The 17,952-nt window shown below is 57.4% G+C and carries 18 protein-coding genes; 16 read left to right on the top strand and 2 right to left on the bottom strand.

The genetic code is table 11. The annotated features are described in order from the left end of the window. Positions 1-72 precede the first annotated feature (72 nt). Positions 73-1,017 (bottom strand): FecR domain-containing protein, encoded by a 945-nt coding sequence (locus QYQ93_RS00850; RefSeq protein WP_338476081.1) that lies wholly within the window; start codon positions 1,015-1,017, stop codon positions 73-75. Then, complete coding sequence (locus tag QYQ93_RS00845) at positions 1,017-1,523, bottom strand: sigma-70 family RNA polymerase sigma factor (protein WP_043048225.1); 507 nt, start codon at positions 1,521-1,523, stop codon at positions 1,017-1,019. Before QYQ93_RS00845 ends, QYQ93_RS00850 begins: the two co-directional genes overlap by 1 nt. A gap of 564 nt (positions 1,524-2,087) precedes the next feature. Between QYQ93_RS00845 and mnmG the strand changes: the two genes are divergently transcribed. The 16 genes from mnmG to glmS all read left to right on the top strand — a co-directional run bounded on the left by mnmG (position 2,088) and on the right by glmS (position 17,891). Continuing rightward, the gene (gene mnmG / locus QYQ93_RS00840; protein WP_043048378.1) at positions 2,088-3,980 is read left to right on the top strand and encodes a tRNA uridine-5-carboxymethylaminomethyl(34) synthesis enzyme MnmG; all 1,893 of its coding nucleotides are present in this window, start codon (positions 2,088-2,090) and stop codon (positions 3,978-3,980) included. Next, the gene (gene rsmG, locus QYQ93_RS00835) at positions 3,977-4,621 is read left to right on the top strand and encodes a 16S rRNA (guanine(527)-N(7))-methyltransferase RsmG (protein WP_043048224.1); all 645 of its coding nucleotides are present in this window, start codon (positions 3,977-3,979) and stop codon (positions 4,619-4,621) included. The genes mnmG and rsmG overlap by 4 nt, the downstream gene beginning before the upstream one ends. Before the next feature lie 18 nt (positions 4,622-4,639). Next, the gene (locus QYQ93_RS00830) at positions 4,640-5,437 is read left to right on the top strand and encodes a ParA family protein (RefSeq protein ID WP_005792605.1); all 798 of its coding nucleotides are present in this window, start codon (positions 4,640-4,642) and stop codon (positions 5,435-5,437) included. A gap of 9 nt (positions 5,438-5,446) precedes the next feature. Next, a complete protein-coding gene (locus tag QYQ93_RS00825; RefSeq protein ID WP_043048222.1) occupies positions 5,447-6,319 on the top strand; it encodes a ParB/RepB/Spo0J family partition protein in 873 nt (290 codons plus the stop codon). 148 nt (positions 6,320-6,467) lie between these two features. After that, the gene (locus tag QYQ93_RS00820) at positions 6,468-6,875 is read left to right on the top strand and encodes a F0F1 ATP synthase subunit I (RefSeq protein ID WP_043048220.1); all 408 of its coding nucleotides are present in this window, start codon (positions 6,468-6,470) and stop codon (positions 6,873-6,875) included. A 16-nt stretch (positions 6,876-6,891) separates the two neighbouring features. After that, positions 6,892-7,761, top strand: coding sequence for a F0F1 ATP synthase subunit A (atpB, locus tag QYQ93_RS00815; RefSeq protein WP_043048219.1), 870 nt, complete (start codon positions 6,892-6,894; stop codon positions 7,759-7,761). Between the two features lie 133 nt (positions 7,762-7,894). After that, positions 7,895-8,152, top strand: coding sequence for a F0F1 ATP synthase subunit C (gene atpE / locus QYQ93_RS00810; protein WP_002555987.1), 258 nt, complete (start codon positions 7,895-7,897; stop codon positions 8,150-8,152). Between the two features lie 56 nt (positions 8,153-8,208). Continuing rightward, positions 8,209-8,679 (top strand): F0F1 ATP synthase subunit B, encoded by a 471-nt coding sequence (locus QYQ93_RS00805; protein ID WP_003195835.1) that lies wholly within the window; start codon positions 8,209-8,211, stop codon positions 8,677-8,679. Positions 8,680-8,691: 12 nt separating this feature from the next. Continuing rightward, a complete protein-coding gene (locus QYQ93_RS00800) occupies positions 8,692-9,228 on the top strand; it encodes a F0F1 ATP synthase subunit delta (RefSeq protein WP_003195833.1) in 537 nt (178 codons plus the stop codon). 21 nt (positions 9,229-9,249) lie between these two features. Then, positions 9,250-10,794 carry a F0F1 ATP synthase subunit alpha gene (atpA, locus tag QYQ93_RS00795; RefSeq protein ID WP_003195831.1) on the top strand — a complete coding sequence of 515 codons (1,545 nt, stop codon included), beginning with the start codon at positions 9,250-9,252 and terminating at the stop codon, positions 10,792-10,794. 50 nt (positions 10,795-10,844) lie between these two features. Further along, a complete protein-coding gene (atpG, locus tag QYQ93_RS00790) occupies positions 10,845-11,705 on the top strand; it encodes a F0F1 ATP synthase subunit gamma (protein WP_005792602.1) in 861 nt (286 codons plus the stop codon). 27 nt (positions 11,706-11,732) lie between these two features. Then, complete coding sequence (gene atpD / locus QYQ93_RS00785; RefSeq protein WP_003195827.1) at positions 11,733-13,109, top strand: F0F1 ATP synthase subunit beta; 1,377 nt, start codon at positions 11,733-11,735, stop codon at positions 13,107-13,109. A 44-nt stretch (positions 13,110-13,153) separates the two neighbouring features. Beyond that, entirely contained in the window at positions 13,154-13,570 is a 417-nt protein-coding gene (locus tag QYQ93_RS00780) for a F0F1 ATP synthase subunit epsilon (RefSeq protein ID WP_003177061.1), read from the top strand. Between the two features lie 123 nt (positions 13,571-13,693). Then, positions 13,694-15,061, top strand: a complete 1,368-nt coding sequence (gene glmU / locus QYQ93_RS00775; RefSeq protein WP_338476077.1) for a bifunctional UDP-N-acetylglucosamine diphosphorylase/glucosamine-1-phosphate N-acetyltransferase GlmU — start codon at positions 13,694-13,696, stop codon at positions 15,059-15,061. A gap of 219 nt (positions 15,062-15,280) precedes the next feature. Continuing rightward, the gene (locus QYQ93_RS00770) at positions 15,281-16,048 is read left to right on the top strand and encodes a DeoR/GlpR family DNA-binding transcription regulator (RefSeq protein WP_043048216.1); all 768 of its coding nucleotides are present in this window, start codon (positions 15,281-15,283) and stop codon (positions 16,046-16,048) included. A 10-nt stretch (positions 16,049-16,058) separates the two neighbouring features. Further along, on the top strand, positions 16,059-17,891 hold the full coding sequence (gene glmS / locus QYQ93_RS00765) for a glutamine--fructose-6-phosphate transaminase (isomerizing) (protein ID WP_338476075.1): 1,833 nt from the start codon (positions 16,059-16,061) through the stop codon (positions 17,889-17,891). Positions 17,892-17,952 lie beyond the last annotated feature (61 nt).

The raw sequence follows: 17,952 nt of genomic DNA, 5'->3' as shown, positions 1-17,952 counted from the left end.
CTGAAGGTGGTCGTGATTACCTGTAGGGCCGCATCAGGTGAAAAAAAGATAACCCCCGAGTGAGAGTTTTTCTCAACCGATTCGAGTCACCGAAACCCAATAGCGCGTGAAGTACTTCACCTGAATCGGCAGGGTCGCCTGCAGGTTGGCCAGTACTGCATCGGTTGAGTCCAGTCGGAAGGTCCCGGAGATACGCAAGCGCGCCGAAGCCGAATCGTATTTCAGGACACCTGGGCGATAGCGGGCGAGTTCGTCCATCACCTCTGCAAGGCGAGCATCCAATACGATTAACTGCCCATCGACCCAGGCAGCTTCGGAGCCGCGATAACTCGTGTTGGGACCTACGTTTTGGCGATCAAAGTCAGCGCTCTCACCGGCACCGAGCAGCCGCGCGTGGCTGGGCTGGTCACCTGGAGACACGCTCACCCGGTCTTCCAGGACGCCGACGCGCGTGGAGCCTGACAACTGGCGCACCGTAAACCGAGTGCCCAATGCCTGGACGCGACCTTGAAGGGTTTCGACATAAAACGGCGTTTGCCCACCGAGCTTGCCCGTGTGGATAAGTACTTCACCTTCGCGCAAATGGATCAGGCGCTGGCGCCCATCAAAAACCACGTCAATCGCGGTGCTGGTATTAAGATCAATCCGCGTACCGTCAGCCAGTTCGACACGCCGGCGCTCACCCACGGAAGTCCGGTAATCGGCCCATACATGGGCCAGGGGTGCGCGTTGCTGAACATTCCAGCCTAAATAGCCGGTACCGCCCAACACCAGCATCCACTTCAGTACTTGGCGGCGTTGCTGCGTGGTCGACAATGCGCGACGGGTGAAATCCTGAGGCAGCGCACCAAGACTACGCTGTAACTGTTCAATCTGGTCCCATGCAGCCTGGTGGGACGGATCGCCGCTCAGCCATTGTTGCCAGGCCAGGCGGTCAGCGGCCGTAGGTGTCTGGGACTGGAACTGTACATACCAACTGGCAGCGGCTTCGAAGGTCTTGCGATCGGGGACCGCCATTACAGGCTGGCCACGATCAGCGAACATTCAGTCAATGCACGGATCATGTGCTTCTTCACTGTGGTGAGTGATACCTGCAGCTGATCTGCGATCTGTTGATAAGTCAGCCCCTCGATCTGCGACAGCATAAAGATCCGCCGTGCTCGCTCGCCGAGCGTGGCCAAGGCTTTATCCACAGCCACCAGGGTTTCAATGATGATGGCCTTGTCTTCTTCGCTAATGATGTGGATCTCAGGACGTTCGGCCAAGGTTTGCTTGTAGGCCTGCTCAATGGCATGTCGACGGTAACGATCAATTACCAGGCCCCTGGCGATGGTCGCCAGATAGTCCCGCGGCTCAATGATCTGCGCCGCATGTCGCCCACCCAGAATACGCACGAACGTATCGTGCGCCACATCGGCCGCATCGCAGGCGTTATGCAACTTACCTTTGAGCCACCCATGCAGCCAGGAATGGTGTTGCTCATAGATGTTCTGGACCGCAGCCGTGTGTGAAGGAAGGGACATAGGGCATGACAAGGCAGGTTAATGATAATCGCTATTATTAACTGTCCTGCCGTTTTCTCACAATACATCTCTTTTTGAAGCGCTCACCACCGGGGTAGCGGATACGGCTGCCTTCGTCCAAGAGGAAATACCAGCGGATTTGCAGTTTTCTGTGGATTAAGCCCTGTGAATAACCGCCCTTGTGCCCAGTTGATAACAGGGCCTGAAACCTGAGCAAAAACCCATCTATGGATAACCACCTGTTTAATCCACAGGCTTAAAGCACTTATCCAAGGGCCTCATTGGCACATGACCACAGACTTTTGAACCTCTGTACACATTGCAAATAAAGGCCTGTAGAAATCTATCCACAGAAAAGTAGCTCAGTAGAAATAAAAATAAAAACAAAGATTTAATAAATTTCTCTCTTTTAATTTCTATTGTCTGTGATTCATCCACAGCTGGTTAAATTTTGTGCAAAGGGTTCTTTAGGAAGGGCGAAGTCCCTATACTTGCCGCCAAAGCTCTAAAACTCTTTCAACAAACAATTCCTGATTACCTACATAAGCAGGCACGAGGTGCGTGGTGGATTTCCCTTCCCGTTTTGAAGTGATCGTCATCGGCGGCGGTCATGCCGGTACCGAGGCAGCACTGGCGTCAGCACGCATGGGCGTAAAAACCCTGTTGCTCACGCACAACGTGGAAACCCTCGGTGCCATGAGTTGCAACCCCGCTATCGGCGGGATTGGCAAAAGCCACCTGGTCAAGGAAATCGACGCCCTTGGTGGTGTGATGGCCATGGCCACCGACAAAGGTGGTATTCAATTTCGCGTGCTCAACAGCCGCAAAGGCCCGGCGGTGCGTGCAACCCGGGCTCAAGCTGACCGCATCCTGTACAAGGCGGCCGTACGTGAAACCCTGGAAAACCAGCCGAACCTGTGGATATTTCAGCAAGCCGCCGATGATCTGATCGTCGAGCAGGACGTGGTTAAAGGCGTGGTCACCCAAATGGGCCTGCGTTTCTTTGCAGAATCCGTCGTGCTGACTACCGGTACCTTCCTGGGTGGACTTATCCACATCGGCATGCAGAACTATTCCGGTGGGCGCGCCGGTGATCCGCCGTCGATTGCCCTGGCAAAACGCCTGCGCGAATTGCCCTTACGTGTTGGTCGCCTGAAAACCGGGACCCCGCCACGTATTGACGGGCGTTCTGTGGATTTTTCGGTGATGACCGAGCAAGCCGGCGACACGCCAATTCCGGTTATGTCGTTCATGGGCTCCAAGGAGCAGCACCCGAAGCAGGTCAGTTGCTGGATTACCCACACTAACGCCCGAACCCACGAAATCATTGCCGCAAACCTCGACCGTTCGCCAATGTATTCCGGGGTGATCGAAGGCATTGGCCCGCGTTATTGCCCGTCGATCGAAGACAAGATCCACCGCTTTGCCGACAAGGAAAGCCACCAGGTCTTTATCGAACCCGAAGGCCTGACCACGCACGAGCTATACCCGAACGGGATTTCCACCTCCTTGCCGTTCGACGTGCAAATCCAGATCGTGCAGTCGATTCGCGGTATGGAAAATGCGCACATCGTGCGGCCGGGCTACGCCATTGAGTACGATTACTTCGACCCGCGTGACTTGAAATACAGTCTGGAAACCAAGGTAATTGGCGGCTTGTTCTTTGCCGGGCAAATCAATGGCACCACCGGTTACGAAGAAGCTGGCGCGCAAGGTTTGCTGGCCGGAACCAACGCTGCATTACGGGCACAAGGCAAAGACAGCTGGTGCCCGCGTCGGGATGAAGCGTACATCGGCGTTCTGGTCGACGACCTGATTACCCTGGGCACCCAGGAACCGTACCGGATGTTCACTTCCCGGGCCGAATACCGTCTGATCCTGCGCGAAGACAACGCCGACCTGCGCTTGACCGAAAAAGGTCGCGAATTGGGCCTGGTCGATGACGCGCGTTGGGCTGCGTTCTGCAAGAAACGCGAAAGCATCGCGCTTGAAGAGCAACGCCTGAAAAGTACCTGGGTTCGCCCAGGTACCGAACAGGGCGATGCAATTGCGGAAAAATTCGGCACGCCGCTGACCCATGAGTACAACCTGCTGAACCTGCTGTCCCGTCCAGAAATCGACTACGCTGGTCTGGTCGAAGTGACCGGCCAGGGTGCAGAAGACCCACAGGTCGCCGAACAGGTCGAGATCAAGACCAAGTACGCCGGTTACATTGATCGCCAGCAGGATGAAATCGCTCGCCTGCGTGCCAGTGAAGATACCAAGTTGCCTGTGGATATCGACTACACCGGGATTTCCGGGCTGTCGAAAGAAATTCAAAGCAAGCTGGGGATAACTCGGCCTGAAACACTCGGGCAGGCTTCACGCATCCCGGGCGTCACTCCTGCAGCCATTTCGCTGTTGATGATTCATTTGAAAAAACGCGGCGCGGGCCGTCAGTTGGAGCAAAGCGCTTGAGTTCGTTGGTCACCTCGCAACATGCCGAAGAGTTATCCACAGGGGCGCGCCAGCTGGGTGTTGCCCTGACAGAAACCCAGCATGAACGACTGCTGGGCTATCTGGCCCTGTTGATCAAATGGAACAAGGCGTACAACCTGACCGCCGTGCGTGATCCGGACGAGATGGTGTCGCGGCATTTGCTCGATAGCCTCAGCGTGATGCCGTTCATCGAAAACGGTCGTTGGCTCGACGTCGGCAGTGGCGGCGGCATGCCCGGGATTCCTTTGGCGATACTGTTTCCCGAGTCCCAGGTGACCTGCCTGGACAGCAACGGCAAGAAAACCCGCTTCCTGACCCAGGTCAAACTCGAACTCAAGCTGGATAACCTGCAAGTTATCCACAGTCGCGTCGAAGCCTTCACGCCTGAGCTGCCTTTCAACGGCATTGTGTCCCGGGCATTCAGCAGTATGGAGAACTTCAGCAACTGGACCCGCCACCTCGGCGACCGCGATACCCGTTGGCTGGCAATGAAGGGCGTCCATCCAAGCGACGAGCTGTTAGCATTGCCGGCGGACTTCCACCTCGATAGCGAACACGCCTTGGCCGTACCCGGTTGCCAAGGCCAACGCCATCTGCTGATACTGCGCCGCACGGCATGATTGGGAACACAAGCAAGAATGGCTAAGGTATTCGCGATTGCGAACCAGAAAGGTGGGGTGGGTAAGACCACCACCTGTATCAACCTCGCAGCATCCCTGGTCGCCACCAAGCGTCGGGTGCTGTTGATCGATCTTGATCCACAGGGCAACGCCACCATGGGTAGCGGTGTGGACAAACACGGCCTGGAAAACTCGGTCTACGATTTGCTGATTGGCGAATGCGACCTGGCCCAGGCCATGCACTATTCCGAGCATGGTGGTTACCAACTGCTGCCGGCCAACCGCGATTTGACCGCGGCAGAAGTGGTGCTGCTGGAAATGCAGATGAAAGAAAGCCGTCTGCGCAGCGCCCTGGCGCCGATTCGCGAGAATTACGACTACATTTTGATCGACTGCCCACCGTCGCTGTCGATGCTCACGCTCAACGCCCTGGTGGCCGCCGATGGGGTGATTATCCCCATGCAGTGCGAGTACTTCGCCCTTGAGGGATTGAGCGACCTTGTGGATAACATCAAGCGTATCGCCGAGTTGCTCAACCCGAACCTGAAAGTCGAAGGCCTGTTGCGGACCATGTACGATCCGCGTCTGAGCCTGATGAACGATGTGTCGGCGCAGCTCAAGGAACATTTTGGCGACCAGTTGTACGACACCGTGATTCCACGCAACATCCGCCTGGCTGAAGCGCCAAGCTATGGCATGCCCGCGCTGGCGTACGACAAGTCCTCGCGTGGTGCCATTGCCTACCTGGCGCTGGCCGGCGAGATGGTTCGCCGTCAACGCCGCAATTCACGCACCGCTGCCGCCCAGCCAACTTAAGGAATCCCCATGGCCGTCAAGAAACGAGGTCTCGGACGTGGTCTGGATGCACTCCTGAGTGGTCCGACCGTCACATCGCTTGAAGAGCAAGCGGTGCAGGCCGACGAGCGCGAGCTGCAGCACTTGCCCCTGGACCTGATCCAGCGCGGCAAATACCAGCCACGCCGGGACATGGATCCCCAGGCGCTGGAAGAACTGGCTAACTCGATCAAGGCCCAGGGCGTGATGCAACCGATTGTGGTGCGCCCGATTGGCGGTGGCCGCTTTGAGATCATCGCCGGTGAACGTCGCTGGCGCGCCAGCCAACAGGCCGGCAAGGAGACCATCCCGGCGATGGTGCGCGATGTGTCGGATGAAACCGCCATTGCCATGGCGTTGATCGAGAATATCCAGCGCGAAGACCTCAACCCGATCGAAGAAGCGATCGCGTTGCAGCGTTTGCAGCAGGAGTTCCAACTGACCCAGCAACAAGTGGCCGACGCAGTGGGAAAATCCCGCGTCACCGTGTCCAACTTGCTGCGCCTGATCGCACTGCCTGAAGTTATCAAGACCATGTTGTCCCACGGTGACCTGGAAATGGGTCACGCCCGTGCATTGCTCGGTTTGCCGGAAAATCAACAGGTTGAAGGGGCGCGACACGTTGTCGCACGGGGTCTCACCGTGCGTCAGACCGAGGCTCTGGTACGCCAATGGCTCAGCGGCAAACCTGCACCGGTCGAAGCGGCTAAACCTGATCCGGATATCGCACGGCTTGAGCAGCGCCTGGCCGAGCGGCTGGGCTCTGCGGTGCAAATTCGTCACGGCAAGAAGGGCAAAGGGCAATTGGTCATCGGATATAACTCTCTGGATGAGCTTCAGGGCGTCCTTGCCCACATCCGCTGAAACATTTGCTTATGTAGCGTGTGATCGGAAATCACTACCCGACAGTTGAATAGGGGCTGAACCGCCCCTATACTCTGCGCGCATTTTGTCGGCACAAATTATGCCAAGTTATTGATTTCCGGCAGCCGACCATTGAGGAGCAAAAGTGATGGAAACCCGCACGCCAAACACGTTGCCGTTCCATCGCTTGGCTGTTTTCCCGGTTTTATTGGCTCAACTTGTCATTCTGCTGATCGCCGCTTTGGCGCTTTGGTATTGGCATGGAGTCGTAGCCGGATATTCAGGACTCTGCGGAGGCCTGATAGCCTTGCTGCCCAATATGTATTTTGCTCATAGGGCCTTTCGGTTTTCCGGCGCCCGAGCAGCCCAGGCTATCGTCCGGTCTTTTTATGCCGGCGAGGCGGGGAAACTGATTTTGACGGCAGTGCTGTTTGCACTGACCTTTGCAGGTGTGAAGCCATTGGCGCCGCTGGCTGTATTCGGCGTCTTCGTGTTGACCCAACTGGTCAGCTGGTTCGCTCCCCTGCTAATGAAAACAAGACTTTCGAAACCTTAGGGCGTTTGAGGCAACCATGGCAGAAACAACCGCTTCGGGCTATATCCAGCACCACTTGCAGAACCTGACCTTCGGTCAGCTTCCTAATGGCGGCTGGGGCTTTGCCCACACCGCAGCAGAGGCCAAAGAAATGGGTTTCTGGGCTTTCCACCTGGATACTCTGGGCTGGTCGGTCGCATTGGGTCTGATCTTCGTCCTGATTTTCCGCATGGCGGCAAAGAAGGCGACTTCCGGTCAGCCAGGTGCTTTGCAGAACTTCGTTGAAGTATTGGTCGAATTCGTCGATGGAAGCGTGAAAGACAGCTTCCATGGCCGTAGCCCGGTGATTGCACCGCTGGCGCTGACCATCTTCGTCTGGGTGTTCCTGATGAATGCCATCGACCTGATCCCGGTGGACTGGATTCCTCAGTTGGCCATCCTGATCTCCGGCGACGCGCACATTCCATTCCGTGCCGTATCGACCACTGACCCGAACGCCACCCTGGGCATGGCCCTGTCGGTGTTCGCATTGATCATTTTCTACAGCATCAAGGTCAAGGGTATCGGCGGTTTCATCGGCGAACTGACCCTGCACCCGTTTGGCAGCAAGAACATCTTCGTTCAAGCCCTGCTGATCCCGGTGAACTTCCTGCTGGAATTCGTCACCCTGATCGCCAAGCCGATTTCCCTGGCTTTGCGACTGTTCGGCAACATGTATGCCGGCGAGCTGGTGTTCATTCTGATCGCTGTGATGTTCGGCAGCGGCCTGCTCTGGCTTAGCGGCCTGGGCGTAGTACTGCAGTGGGCGTGGGCTGTGTTCCACATCCTGATCATTACCCTGCAGGCCTTCATCTTCATGATGCTGACCATCGTCTACCTGTCGATGGCGCACGAAGAGAACCATTAAGACCAGTCTCGACTAGTCTGATGTCCTTCCCGGTCAAACGGGAAGGTGGCCCACCAGGGCTATGAAACGATTTGTTTTACCGCTTTAAAATCTAAAAAACCTAAACCATACGACGTAAAAGTCGGGAGGAAAGATGGAAACTGTAGTTGGTCTAACCGCTATCGCTGTTGCACTGTTGATCGGCCTGGGCGCCCTGGGTACTGCCATTGGTTTCGGCCTGCTGGGCGGCAAATTCCTGGAAGGCGCAGCGCGTCAGCCAGAAATGGTCCCAATGCTGCAAGTTAAAATGTTCATCGTCGCCGGCCTGCTCGACGCCGTGACCATGATCGGCGTTGGTATCGCACTGTTCTTCACCTTCGCGAACCCCTTCGTTGGTCAACTCGCTGGCTAATCACTCGACTTTTCGAGTGATTGGGGTGATGGACAACGAATGAGCGAGGTGTTGGCGTGAACATTAATGCAACCCTGATTGGCCAATCCGTTGCGTTCTTCATTTTTGTAGTGTTTTGCATGAAGTTCGTGTGGCCTCCGGTCATCGCGGCTTTGCACGAACGTCAGAAGAAGATCGCGGATGGTTTGGACGCTGCCAGCCGTGCAGCTCGCGACCTGGAGTTGGCCCACGAGAAAGTGGGTCAGCAACTGCGCGAAGCTAAAGCACAGGCAGCCGAGATCATTGAGCAAGCCAAGAAACGCGGTAACCAGATCGTCGAAGAGGCTGTTGAAAAAGCCCGCGTCGAAGCTGACCGTGTGAAGGCTTCGGCTCATGCCGAGATCGAACAGGAACTGAACGGTGTCAAAGACGCGCTGCGTGCCCAACTGGGTGCCCTGGCGGTCGGCGGTGCTGAGAAGATCCTCGGTGCCACAATCGATCAAAACGCGCACGCGGAGCTGGTTAACAAACTGGCTGCTGAAATTTAAGCGAGGGCGATCATGGCAGAACTGACCACGTTGGCCCGACCTTACGCTAAGGCAGCCTTCGAGCACGCCCAGGCCCACCAGCAGCTGGCCTCTTGGTCAGCCATGCTCGGCCTGGCTGCAGCAGTGTCGCAAGACGACACCATGCAGCGCGTGCTCAAGGCCCCGCGCCTGACGAGCGCAGACAAGGCCGCCACTTTTATTGAAGTGTGCGGCGACAAGTTTGATGTGAAGGTGCAGAACTTCATCCACGTCATTGCCGAAAACGACCGTCTCCCGCTATTGCCGGAGATCGCCGCTCTGTTCGACCTGTACAAGGCCGAAGCAGAGAAATCGGTAGACGTTGAAGTGACCAGTGCTTTCGCATTGAACCAAGAACAGCAAGACAAACTCGCCAAGGTTCTCAGTGCACGACTCAATCGGGAAGTGCGCCTGCAAGCTTCGGAGGACGCATCCCTGATTGGTGGTGTCGTTATCCGTGCCGGCGACCTGGTTATCGATGGCTCGATTCGCGGCAAAATCGCGAAACTTGCCGAAGCATTGAAATCTTGAGTTTGAAGGGGCAGCAGAGCAATGCAGCAACTCAATCCTTCCGAAATAAGTGAAATTATCAAGGGCCGCATCGACAAGCTCGATGTGACCTCCCAAGCCCGTAACGAAGGCACTGTCGTCAGCGTATCTGACGGCATCGTGCGGATTCACGGTCTGGCCGACGTAATGTACGGCGAGATGATCGAGTTTCCGGGCGGCGTCTACGGTATGGCCCTCAACCTGGAGCAAGACTCCGTAGGTGCCGTTGTATTGGGCGCTTACACCAGTCTGGCTGAAGGCATGAGCGCCAAGTGCACAGGCCGCATCCTGGAAGTTCCGGTTGGTAAGGAACTGCTGGGTCGCGTAGTCGATGCATTGGGTAACCCTGTTGACGGTAAAGGTCCACTGGGCAACACCGAGACCGACGCGGTCGAGAAAGTTGCTCCAGGCGTGATCTGGCGTAAGTCGGTAGACCAGCCTGTACAGACTGGCTACAAGGCTGTCGATGCCATGATCCCAGTCGGCCGTGGCCAGCGTGAGCTGATCATCGGTGACCGTCAGATCGGTAAAACCGCTCTGGCGATCGACGCGATCATCAACCAGAAAGACAGCGGCATTTTCTGCGTCTACGTAGCCATCGGTCAGAAGCAATCGACCATCGCCAACGTAGTTCGCAAGCTGGAAGAAAACGGCGCCCTGGCCAACACGATCATCGTGGCTGCCAGTGCTTCGGAATCTCCTGCGCTGCAATTCCTGGCACCGTACTCCGGCTGCACCATGGGTGAATTCTTCCGCGACCGCGGTGAAGACGCGCTGATCGTTTATGACGATCTGTCCAAGCAAGCAGTGGCTTATCGCCAGATTTCCCTGCTGCTGCGCCGTCCACCAGGCCGTGAAGCTTACCCAGGCGACGTGTTCTATCTCCACTCCCGTCTGCTGGAGCGCGCATCCCGCGTTTCGGAAGAATACGTAGAGAAGTTCACCAACGGCGCAGTGACCGGCAAAACCGGTTCCCTGACCGCACTGCCGATCATCGAAACCCAGGCTGGCGACGTTTCCGCGTTCGTTCCGACCAACGTGATTTCCATCACCGACGGTCAGATCTTCCTGGAATCGGCCATGTTCAACTCCGGGATCCGTCCTGCTGTGAACGCCGGTGTTTCGGTATCCCGTGTGGGTGGTGCCGCTCAGACCAAGATCATCAAGAAGCTCTCCGGTGGTATCCGTACCGCTCTGGCTCAGTACCGTGAATTGGCGGCATTCGCCCAGTTCGCTTCTGACCTGGACGAAGCGACCCGTAAGCAACTTGAGCATGGTCAGCGCGTTACCGAGCTGATGAAGCAGAAGCAATACGCCCCAATGTCGATCGCTGACATGGCGTTGTCGCTGTATGCCGCTGAGCGTGGGTTCCTGACCGACGTTGAAATCGCCAAGGTCGGCAGCTTTGAACAAGCGCTGATTGCTTACTTCAACCGCGATCACGCCGAATTGATGGCGAAGATCAACGTGAAGGGTGACTTCAATGACGATATCGACGCTGGCATGAAAGCCGGCATCGAGAAGTTCAAGGCCACCCAAACCTGGTAAGCCGCAGCGGGAGCCGCAAGGCTCCCGCTTGCTAACCTGATAGGTGTTACATGGCAGGCGCAAAAGAGATTCGCAGTAAGATTGCGAGCATCAAAAGCACGCAAAAAATTACCAGCGCCATGGAAAAAGTGGCGGTCAGCAAAATGCGCAAGGCACAAATGCGCATGGCTGCTAGCCGTCCTTATGCGGAGCGTATCCGCCAGGTAATTGGGCATCTGGCCAACGCCAACCCGGAATACCGCCACCCGTTCATGATCGAGCGCGCCGTCAAGCGTGCAGGTTATGTGGTAGTGAGCAGTGACCGTGGTTTGTGCGGTGGTTTGAATACCAACCTGTTCAAGGCCCTGGTCAAGGACATGGCGGTAAACCGCGAAAACGGCGTCGAGATCGATCTGTGTGTTGTTGGTAGCAAGGGTGCGGCCTTTTTCCGCAACTTCGGCGGTAACGTCGTTGCAGCTATCAGCCATCTGGGTGAAGAGCCGTCGATCAATGATTTGATCGGCAGTGTGAAGGTGATGCTGGATGCGTACCTGGAAGGCCGGATTGACCGCCTGTCCGTGGTATCCAACAAGTTCATCAACACCATGACCCAGCAGCCAACCGTGGAGCAATTGATTCCACTGGTGGCGACCCCGGATCAGGAACTCAAGCACCACTGGGACTACCTCTACGAACCAGACGCCAAAGAGCTGCTTGACGGCTTGATGGTGCGCTACGTGGAGTCGCAGGTGTACCAGGCGGTGGTCGAGAACAACGCAGCTGAACAAGCGGCGCGGATGATCGCGATGAAAAACGCTACCGATAACGCCGGTGATCTGATCAGCGATTTGCAGCTGATCTACAACAAGGCGCGTCAGGCTGCGATCACCCAAGAGATCTCGGAAATCGTCGGCGGCGCTGCCGCGGTTTAACGGTTCAAATATTCAGAGGATCCAGCTATGAGTAGCGGACGTATCGTTCAAATCATCGGCGCCGTTATCGACGTGGAATTTCCACGCGACAGCGTACCGAGCATCTACAACGCGCTGAAAGTACAAGGCGCGGAAACTACCCTGGAAGTTCAGCAGCAGCTGGGCGACGGCGTAGTTCGTACCATTGCGATGGGTTCTACCGAAGGCTTGAAGCGCGGTCTGGACGTTGTCGACACTGGCGCTGCCATCTCCGTACCGGTCGGTAAAGCGACTCTGGGCCGGATCATGGACGTACTGGGCAACCCGATCGACGAAGCTGGCCCGATTGCCACCGAAGAGCGCTGGGGCATTCACCGCGCCGCGCCTTCGTTCGCCGAGCAAGCAGGCGGCAACGACCTGCTGGAAACCGGCATCAAGGTTATCGACCTGGTTTGCCCGTTTGCCAAGGGCGGTAAAGTCGGTCTGTTCGGTGGTGCCGGTGTAGGCAAGACCGTAAACATGATGGAACTGATCCGTAACATCGCCATCGAGCACAGCGGTTATTCCGTGTTCGCAGGTGTGGGTGAGCGTACTCGTGAGGGTAACGACTTCTACCACGAGATGAAGGACTCCAACGTTCTGGACAAAGTGGCACTGGTTTACGGTCAGATGAACGAGCCGCCGGGAAACCGTCTGCGCGTAGCCCTGACTGGCCTGACCATGGCCGAGAAGTTCCGTGACGAAGGTAACGACGTTCTGCTGTTCGTCGACAACATCTACCGTTACACCCTGGCCGGTACTGAAGTATCCGCACTGCTGGGCCGTATGCCTTCGGCAGTAGGTTACCAGCCGACCCTGGCTGAAGAGATGGGCGTTCTGCAAGAACGTATCACTTCGACCAAGGAAGGTTCGATCACCTCGATCCAAGCGGTATACGTACCTGCGGATGACTTGACCGACCCGTCGCCAGCCACCACCTTCGCCCACTTGGACGCCACCGTCGTTCTGTCCCGTGACATCGCTTCCCTGGGTATCTACCCGGCGGTCGATCCACTCGACTCGACTTCGCGCCAGCTGGACCCGAACGTGATCGGCCAGGAGCACTACGACACCGCTCGCGGCGTTCAGTACGTGCTGCAGCGCTACAAAGAACTGAAGGACATCATTGCGATCCTGGGTATGGACGAGCTGTCGGAAGCCGACAAGCAGTTGGTAAACCGTGCTCGTAAGATCCAGCGTTTCTTGTCGCAGCCGTTCTTCGTGGCTGAAGTCTTCACCGGTGCGTCGGGTAAATACGTTTCCCTGAAAGACACCATTGCTGGCTTCAAAGGCATCCTCAACGGTGACTACGACCACCTGCCAGAACAAGCGTTCTACATGGTCGGCGGCATCGAAGAAGCGATCGAGAAAGCCAAGAAACTGTAATCCCGGCGCCCGGAAACGGGCGCTCATCAGGTTGAGGCAATCAGATGGCTATGACAGTCCATTGCGATATCGTCAGCGCGGAAGGGGAAATCTTCTCCGGTCTGGTAGAAATGGTGATTGCACACGGCGAACTCGGTGACCTGGGTATTGCCATGGGCCACGCGCCATTGATCACCAGCTTGAAGCCAGGTCCGATCACTCTGACCAAGCAAGGCGGGGAAAAGGAGGTGTTCTACATCTCTGGTGGTTTCCTCGAGGTTCAGCCGAACATGGTCAAGGTACTTGCCGACACCGTGCAACGTGCTGGCGACCTGGATGAAGCCTCCGCTCAGGAAGCCGTCAAGGCTGCCGAGAAGGCGCTGAACGAAAAAGGCGCAGACTTCGACTACAGCGCTGCTGCAGTTCGTCTGGCCGAGGCTGCAGCCCAGCTGCGCACGCTCCAGCAGATCCGCAAGAAGTAAGCGGCCATGCCGTTACGCTTCATGCGTGATTGATTAAAAAGGGTAGCCTCGGCTACCCTTTTTCTTTTTTTGCAAAACACTTCTTTGGTCTGAACCCGGACCGCCCAGGATTGGTAGCCATTCATGTCTCTTGAAATCGTCATTCTCGCCGCAGGCCAGGGCACTCGTATGCGTTCGGCCCTGCCCAAGGTGCTGCACCCGGTTGCCGGCAACTCCATGCTGGGCCATGTTATCCACAGCGCCCGCCAACTGGACCCGCAGCGCATTCATGTGGTGATCGGCCACGGTGCCGATGTAGTACGGGAACGTTTGGCTGCGGACGACTTGAATTTCGTATTGCAAGACAAACAACTGGGCACCGGCCACGCCACTGCGCAAGCCGTGCCCTTCATCACTGCCGACACGGTGCTGATCCTCTACGGCGATGTACCGCTGATTGAAGTGGAAACCCTGCAACGTCTGCTCAAACATGTCGTGCCTGGCCAGATGGGCCTGCTCACCGTTGAGCTGGACGACCCTACCGGCTACGGCCGCATTGTGCGCAATGCCGACGGCAAGGTTGCCGCCATCGTCGAGCATAAGGATGCCAGCGAAGCCCAGCGCGCCATTACTGAAGGCAACACCGGCATTCTTGCCGTGCCCGCCGATAAGCTGGGCGACTGGATGAGCCGTCTGTCCAACAACAATGCCCAGGGCGAGTACTACCTCACTGATGTGATCGAAATGGCTGTGAGTGACGGCCTGCTGGTCGCCACCGAACAGCCTCACGACCCGATGGAAGTGCAGGGCGCCAACGACCGCAAGCAGCTCGCAGAGCTGGAGCGTCACTACCAACTGCGCGAGGGCCGCCGCCTGATGGCCCAGGGCGTGACCCTGCGTGACCCGGCGCGTTTCGATGTGCGTGGCGAAGTGACGGTGGGCCGCGACGTGCTGATCGATATCAACGTGATCCTCGAAGGCCGTGTGATCATCGAAGACGATGTGGTCATCGGCCCGAACTGCGTGATCAAGGACAGCACCTTGCGCAAAGGCGTGGTGGTCAAGGCTAACAGCCATATCGACGGTGCCGTGATGGGCGAGGGTAGTGATGCCGGGCCGTTTGCACGGTTGCGTCCGGGTACTGTGATGGGCGTGAGAGCGCACGTTGGCAATTTCGTCGAGCTGAAAAACGCGAAAATGGGTGACGAAGCGAAGGCCGGCCACTTGGCTTACCTCGGTGATGCAGTGATCGGTGCTCGCAGCAACATTGGCGCCGGTGCGATCACCTGTAACTACGACGGCGCCAACAAATACCAAACGACTATTGGTGAAGATGTATTTATCGGCTCCAACAACTCGTTGATTGCGCCGGTCACCATTGGTGATGGTTCAAACACTGCGGCAGGTTCCACCATCAACCAGGATGTGGAGAAATCTCAGTTGGCCGTCGCCCGTGCCCGTCAGCGCAACATCGATGGATGGAAGCGCCCGGTAAAAATCAAGAAAACCTGAGTTATCCAAAATTCCGCCAGCAACAAAATTCCAATGTGGGAGGGGGCTTGCCCCCGATAGCGGTGGTTCAGTCACATATACATTGGCTGACACACCGCCATCGGGGGCAAGCCCCCTCCTACATTTTGGCTGCATTATTTTAGAGATCTCACTTGACGATCTTTCGCCAATAGGTTTTGATTGCCTTCGTTATCTTTCGAAACGAAACTTATCATCACCATGTCGAAACGAAATACACCCCAACGACGCCACAATATCCTCACTTTGCTCAATGAACAGGGCGAAGTCAGTGTGGACGAATTGGCCAAGCGTTTCGAAACTTCGGAAGTAACCATCCGCAAGGATCTTGCCGCCCTCGAAAGCAATGGCCTGCTCCTGCGTCGCTACGGTGGCGCAATCACCATGCCCCAGGAGCTGGTAGGTGACGCCGCACAACCCATCTCGGCTTACAAGCGCGCCATCGCGCGTGCGGCAGTGGTGCGTTTGCGCGAACACGCACGCATCATCATCGACAGCGGCAGCACCACCGCCGCCATGATCCCCGAACTGGGCCATCAGCCCGGCCTGGTGGTGATGACCAACTCCCTGAACGTGGCCCGCGCCTTGAGCGAACTGGAACATGAACCTGTGCTGTTGATGACTGGCGGAACCTGGGACCCGCATTCGGACTCGTTCCAGGGCCAGGTCGCCGAGCAGGTGCTGCGTTCCTACGACTTCGACCAACTATTCATCGGTGCCGATGGCATCGATCTGCAGCGTGGCACCACCACCTTCAACGAATTGCTGGGCTTGAGCCGCGTCATGGCCGAGGTCGCCCGTGAAGTGGTGGTGATGGTCGAGTCCGACAAGATCGGCCGCAAGATTCCCAACCTGGAACTGCCCTGGAGCAGCGTCCATACCCTGATTACCGATGATCGCCTGCCGCTTGAGGCCCGCGACCAGATCCAAGCCCGCGGCATTACGCTGATATGCGCGGCCATCATCTAGGAGAAATACCATGTGTGGAATTGTTGGCGCAGTCGCCGAACGTAACGTTACTGCCATCCTGATCGAAGGCCTCAAGCGTCTGGAGTACCGCGGCTATGACAGCGCCGGTGTGGCCGTCTTCACCAACGCCGGCAAGCTGGAGCGCATGCGCCGCCCGGGCAAGGTCAGCGAGCTGGACCAAGCCCTGGCTGGCGAGCCGCTGGTAGGTCGCCTGGGGATTGCCCACACGCGTTGGGCCACCCACGGTGCGCCGTGCGAGCGTAACGCTCACCCGCACTTCTCCGGTGACCTGGCGGTGGTACACAACGGCATCATCGAAAACCATGAAGTGCTGCGCGAACAGCTCAAGGGGCTGGGCTACGTATTTACTTCGGATACCGACACCGAAGTGATCGCCCACCTGCTCAACCACAAACTCAAGGACCACAGTGACCTGACCACCGCCCTCAAGGCCACCGTCAAGGAGTTGCATGGCGCCTACGGCCTGGCCGTGATCAGCGCCAGCCAGCCTGATCGCCTGGTTGCTGCACGCAGTGGCAGCCCACTTGTGATCGGCCTGGGCCTGGGTGAGAACTTCCTCGCCTCCGACCAACTGGCCCTGCGCCAGGTGACCGACCGCTTCATGTACCTGGAAGAAGGCGACATTGCCGACATCCGCCGTGAAAGCGTGCAGATCTGGGACGTTAACGGCCAGTCCGTCGAGCGCGAAGCCGTGCAATACCGCGACGGTGCCGAAGCTGCTGACAAGGGCGAGTTCCGCCACTTCATGCTCAAGGAAATCCACGAGCAGCCGTCTGTGGTGCAACGCACCCTGGAAGGTCGCCTGAGCCAGAACCAGGTACTGGTCAACGCCTTCGGCCCGCAAGCCGCCGAACTGTTCGCCAAAGTGCGCAATGTGCAGATCGTGGCCTGCGGCACCAGCTACCATGCTGGCATGGTCGCCCGTTACTGGCTGGAAGAACTGGCCGGCATTCCCTGCCAAGTCGAAGTTGCCAGCGAGTTCCGCTATCGCAAAGTAGTGGTGCAGCCCGATACCCTGTTCGTGACCATCTCCCAGTCCGGCGAAACCGCCGACACCCTGGCCGCCCTGCGCAACGCCAAGGAACTTGGCTTCCTCGGCAGCCTGGCCATCTGCAACGTCAGCATCAGCTCCCTGGTGCGTGAATCCGACCTGACCCTGCTGACCCAGGCCGGTCGCGAAATCGGCGTGGCGTCCACCAAAGCCTTCACCACCCAGCTGGTGGGCCTGTTGCTGCTGACCCTGTCCCTGGGTCAAGTACGCGGCACCCTCGCCGAAGGTGTCGAAGCCACCCTGGTAGAAGAACTGCGCCGCCTGCCAACCCGCCTTAGCGAAGCCCTGGCCATGGACAGCACCGTGGAAAAAGTCGCCGAGCTGTTCGCCGACAAGAACCACACCCTGTTCCTCGGCCGTGGCGCGCAATACCCGGTGGCGATGGAAGGCTCGCTGAAACTCAAGGAAATCTCGTACATCCACGCCGAAGCCTACCCGGCCGGCGAGCTCAAGCACGGCCCATTGGCCCTGGTGGATGATGACATGCCGGTGGTCACCGTCGCGCCGAACAACGAACTGCTGGAGAAGCTCAAGTCCAACCTGCAGGAAGTCCGCGCCCGTGGCGGCCAGCTGATCGTCTTCGCGGACGAGAAGGCGGGCATGACCAATGGTGAGGGCACCCACGTGATCAACATGCCACACATCCACGACACCCTGTCGCCGATCCTCTACACCATCCCGCTGCAGTTGCTGTCGTACTACGTTGCCGTGCTCAAAGGCACTGACGTTGACCAGCCGCGTAACCTGGCCAAATCGGTGACGGTGGAGTAAGCATTACTGACGTACCCAAAAGGGGCTGTTTTCAACAGCCCCTTTTTTACGTTTTGGATTC

The organism is Pseudomonas khavaziana (genome assembly GCF_036704165.1).
Lineage (GTDB): Bacteria > Pseudomonadota > Gammaproteobacteria > Pseudomonadales > Pseudomonadaceae > Aquipseudomonas > Aquipseudomonas khavaziana.
Note: the sequence above shows the minus strand (reverse complement) of the source record. Positions and strands in the feature narration are given on the sequence as shown.

Coding starts and splice junctions, on each gene's coding strand:
- atpD (WP_003195827.1), top strand. CDS start 11,733: ATGAGTAGCGGACGTATCGTTCAAATCATCGGCGCCGTTATCGACGTG.
- glmS (WP_338476075.1), top strand. CDS start 16,059: ATGTGTGGAATTGTTGGCGCAGTCGCCGAACGTAACGTTACTGCCATC.
- QYQ93_RS00845 (WP_043048225.1), bottom strand. CDS start 1,523: ATGTCCCTTCCTTCACACACGGCTGCGGTCCAGAACATCTATGAGCAA.
- atpA (WP_003195831.1), top strand. CDS start 9,250: ATGCAGCAACTCAATCCTTCCGAAATAAGTGAAATTATCAAGGGCCGC.
- QYQ93_RS00800 (WP_003195833.1), top strand. CDS start 8,692: ATGGCAGAACTGACCACGTTGGCCCGACCTTACGCTAAGGCAGCCTTC.
- QYQ93_RS00850 (WP_338476081.1), bottom strand. CDS start 1,017: ATGGCGGTCCCCGATCGCAAGACCTTCGAAGCCGCTGCCAGTTGGTAT.
- atpB (WP_043048219.1), top strand. CDS start 6,892: ATGGCAGAAACAACCGCTTCGGGCTATATCCAGCACCACTTGCAGAAC.
- QYQ93_RS00770 (WP_043048216.1), top strand. CDS start 15,281: ATGTCGAAACGAAATACACCCCAACGACGCCACAATATCCTCACTTTG.
- atpE (WP_002555987.1), top strand. CDS start 7,895: ATGGAAACTGTAGTTGGTCTAACCGCTATCGCTGTTGCACTGTTGATC.
- QYQ93_RS00820 (WP_043048220.1), top strand. CDS start 6,468: ATGGAAACCCGCACGCCAAACACGTTGCCGTTCCATCGCTTGGCTGTT.
- QYQ93_RS00830 (WP_005792605.1), top strand. CDS start 4,640: ATGGCTAAGGTATTCGCGATTGCGAACCAGAAAGGTGGGGTGGGTAAG.
- QYQ93_RS00780 (WP_003177061.1), top strand. CDS start 13,154: ATGGCTATGACAGTCCATTGCGATATCGTCAGCGCGGAAGGGGAAATC.
- QYQ93_RS00825 (WP_043048222.1), top strand. CDS start 5,447: ATGGCCGTCAAGAAACGAGGTCTCGGACGTGGTCTGGATGCACTCCTG.
- glmU (WP_338476077.1), top strand. CDS start 13,694: ATGTCTCTTGAAATCGTCATTCTCGCCGCAGGCCAGGGCACTCGTATG.
- atpG (WP_005792602.1), top strand. CDS start 10,845: ATGGCAGGCGCAAAAGAGATTCGCAGTAAGATTGCGAGCATCAAAAGC.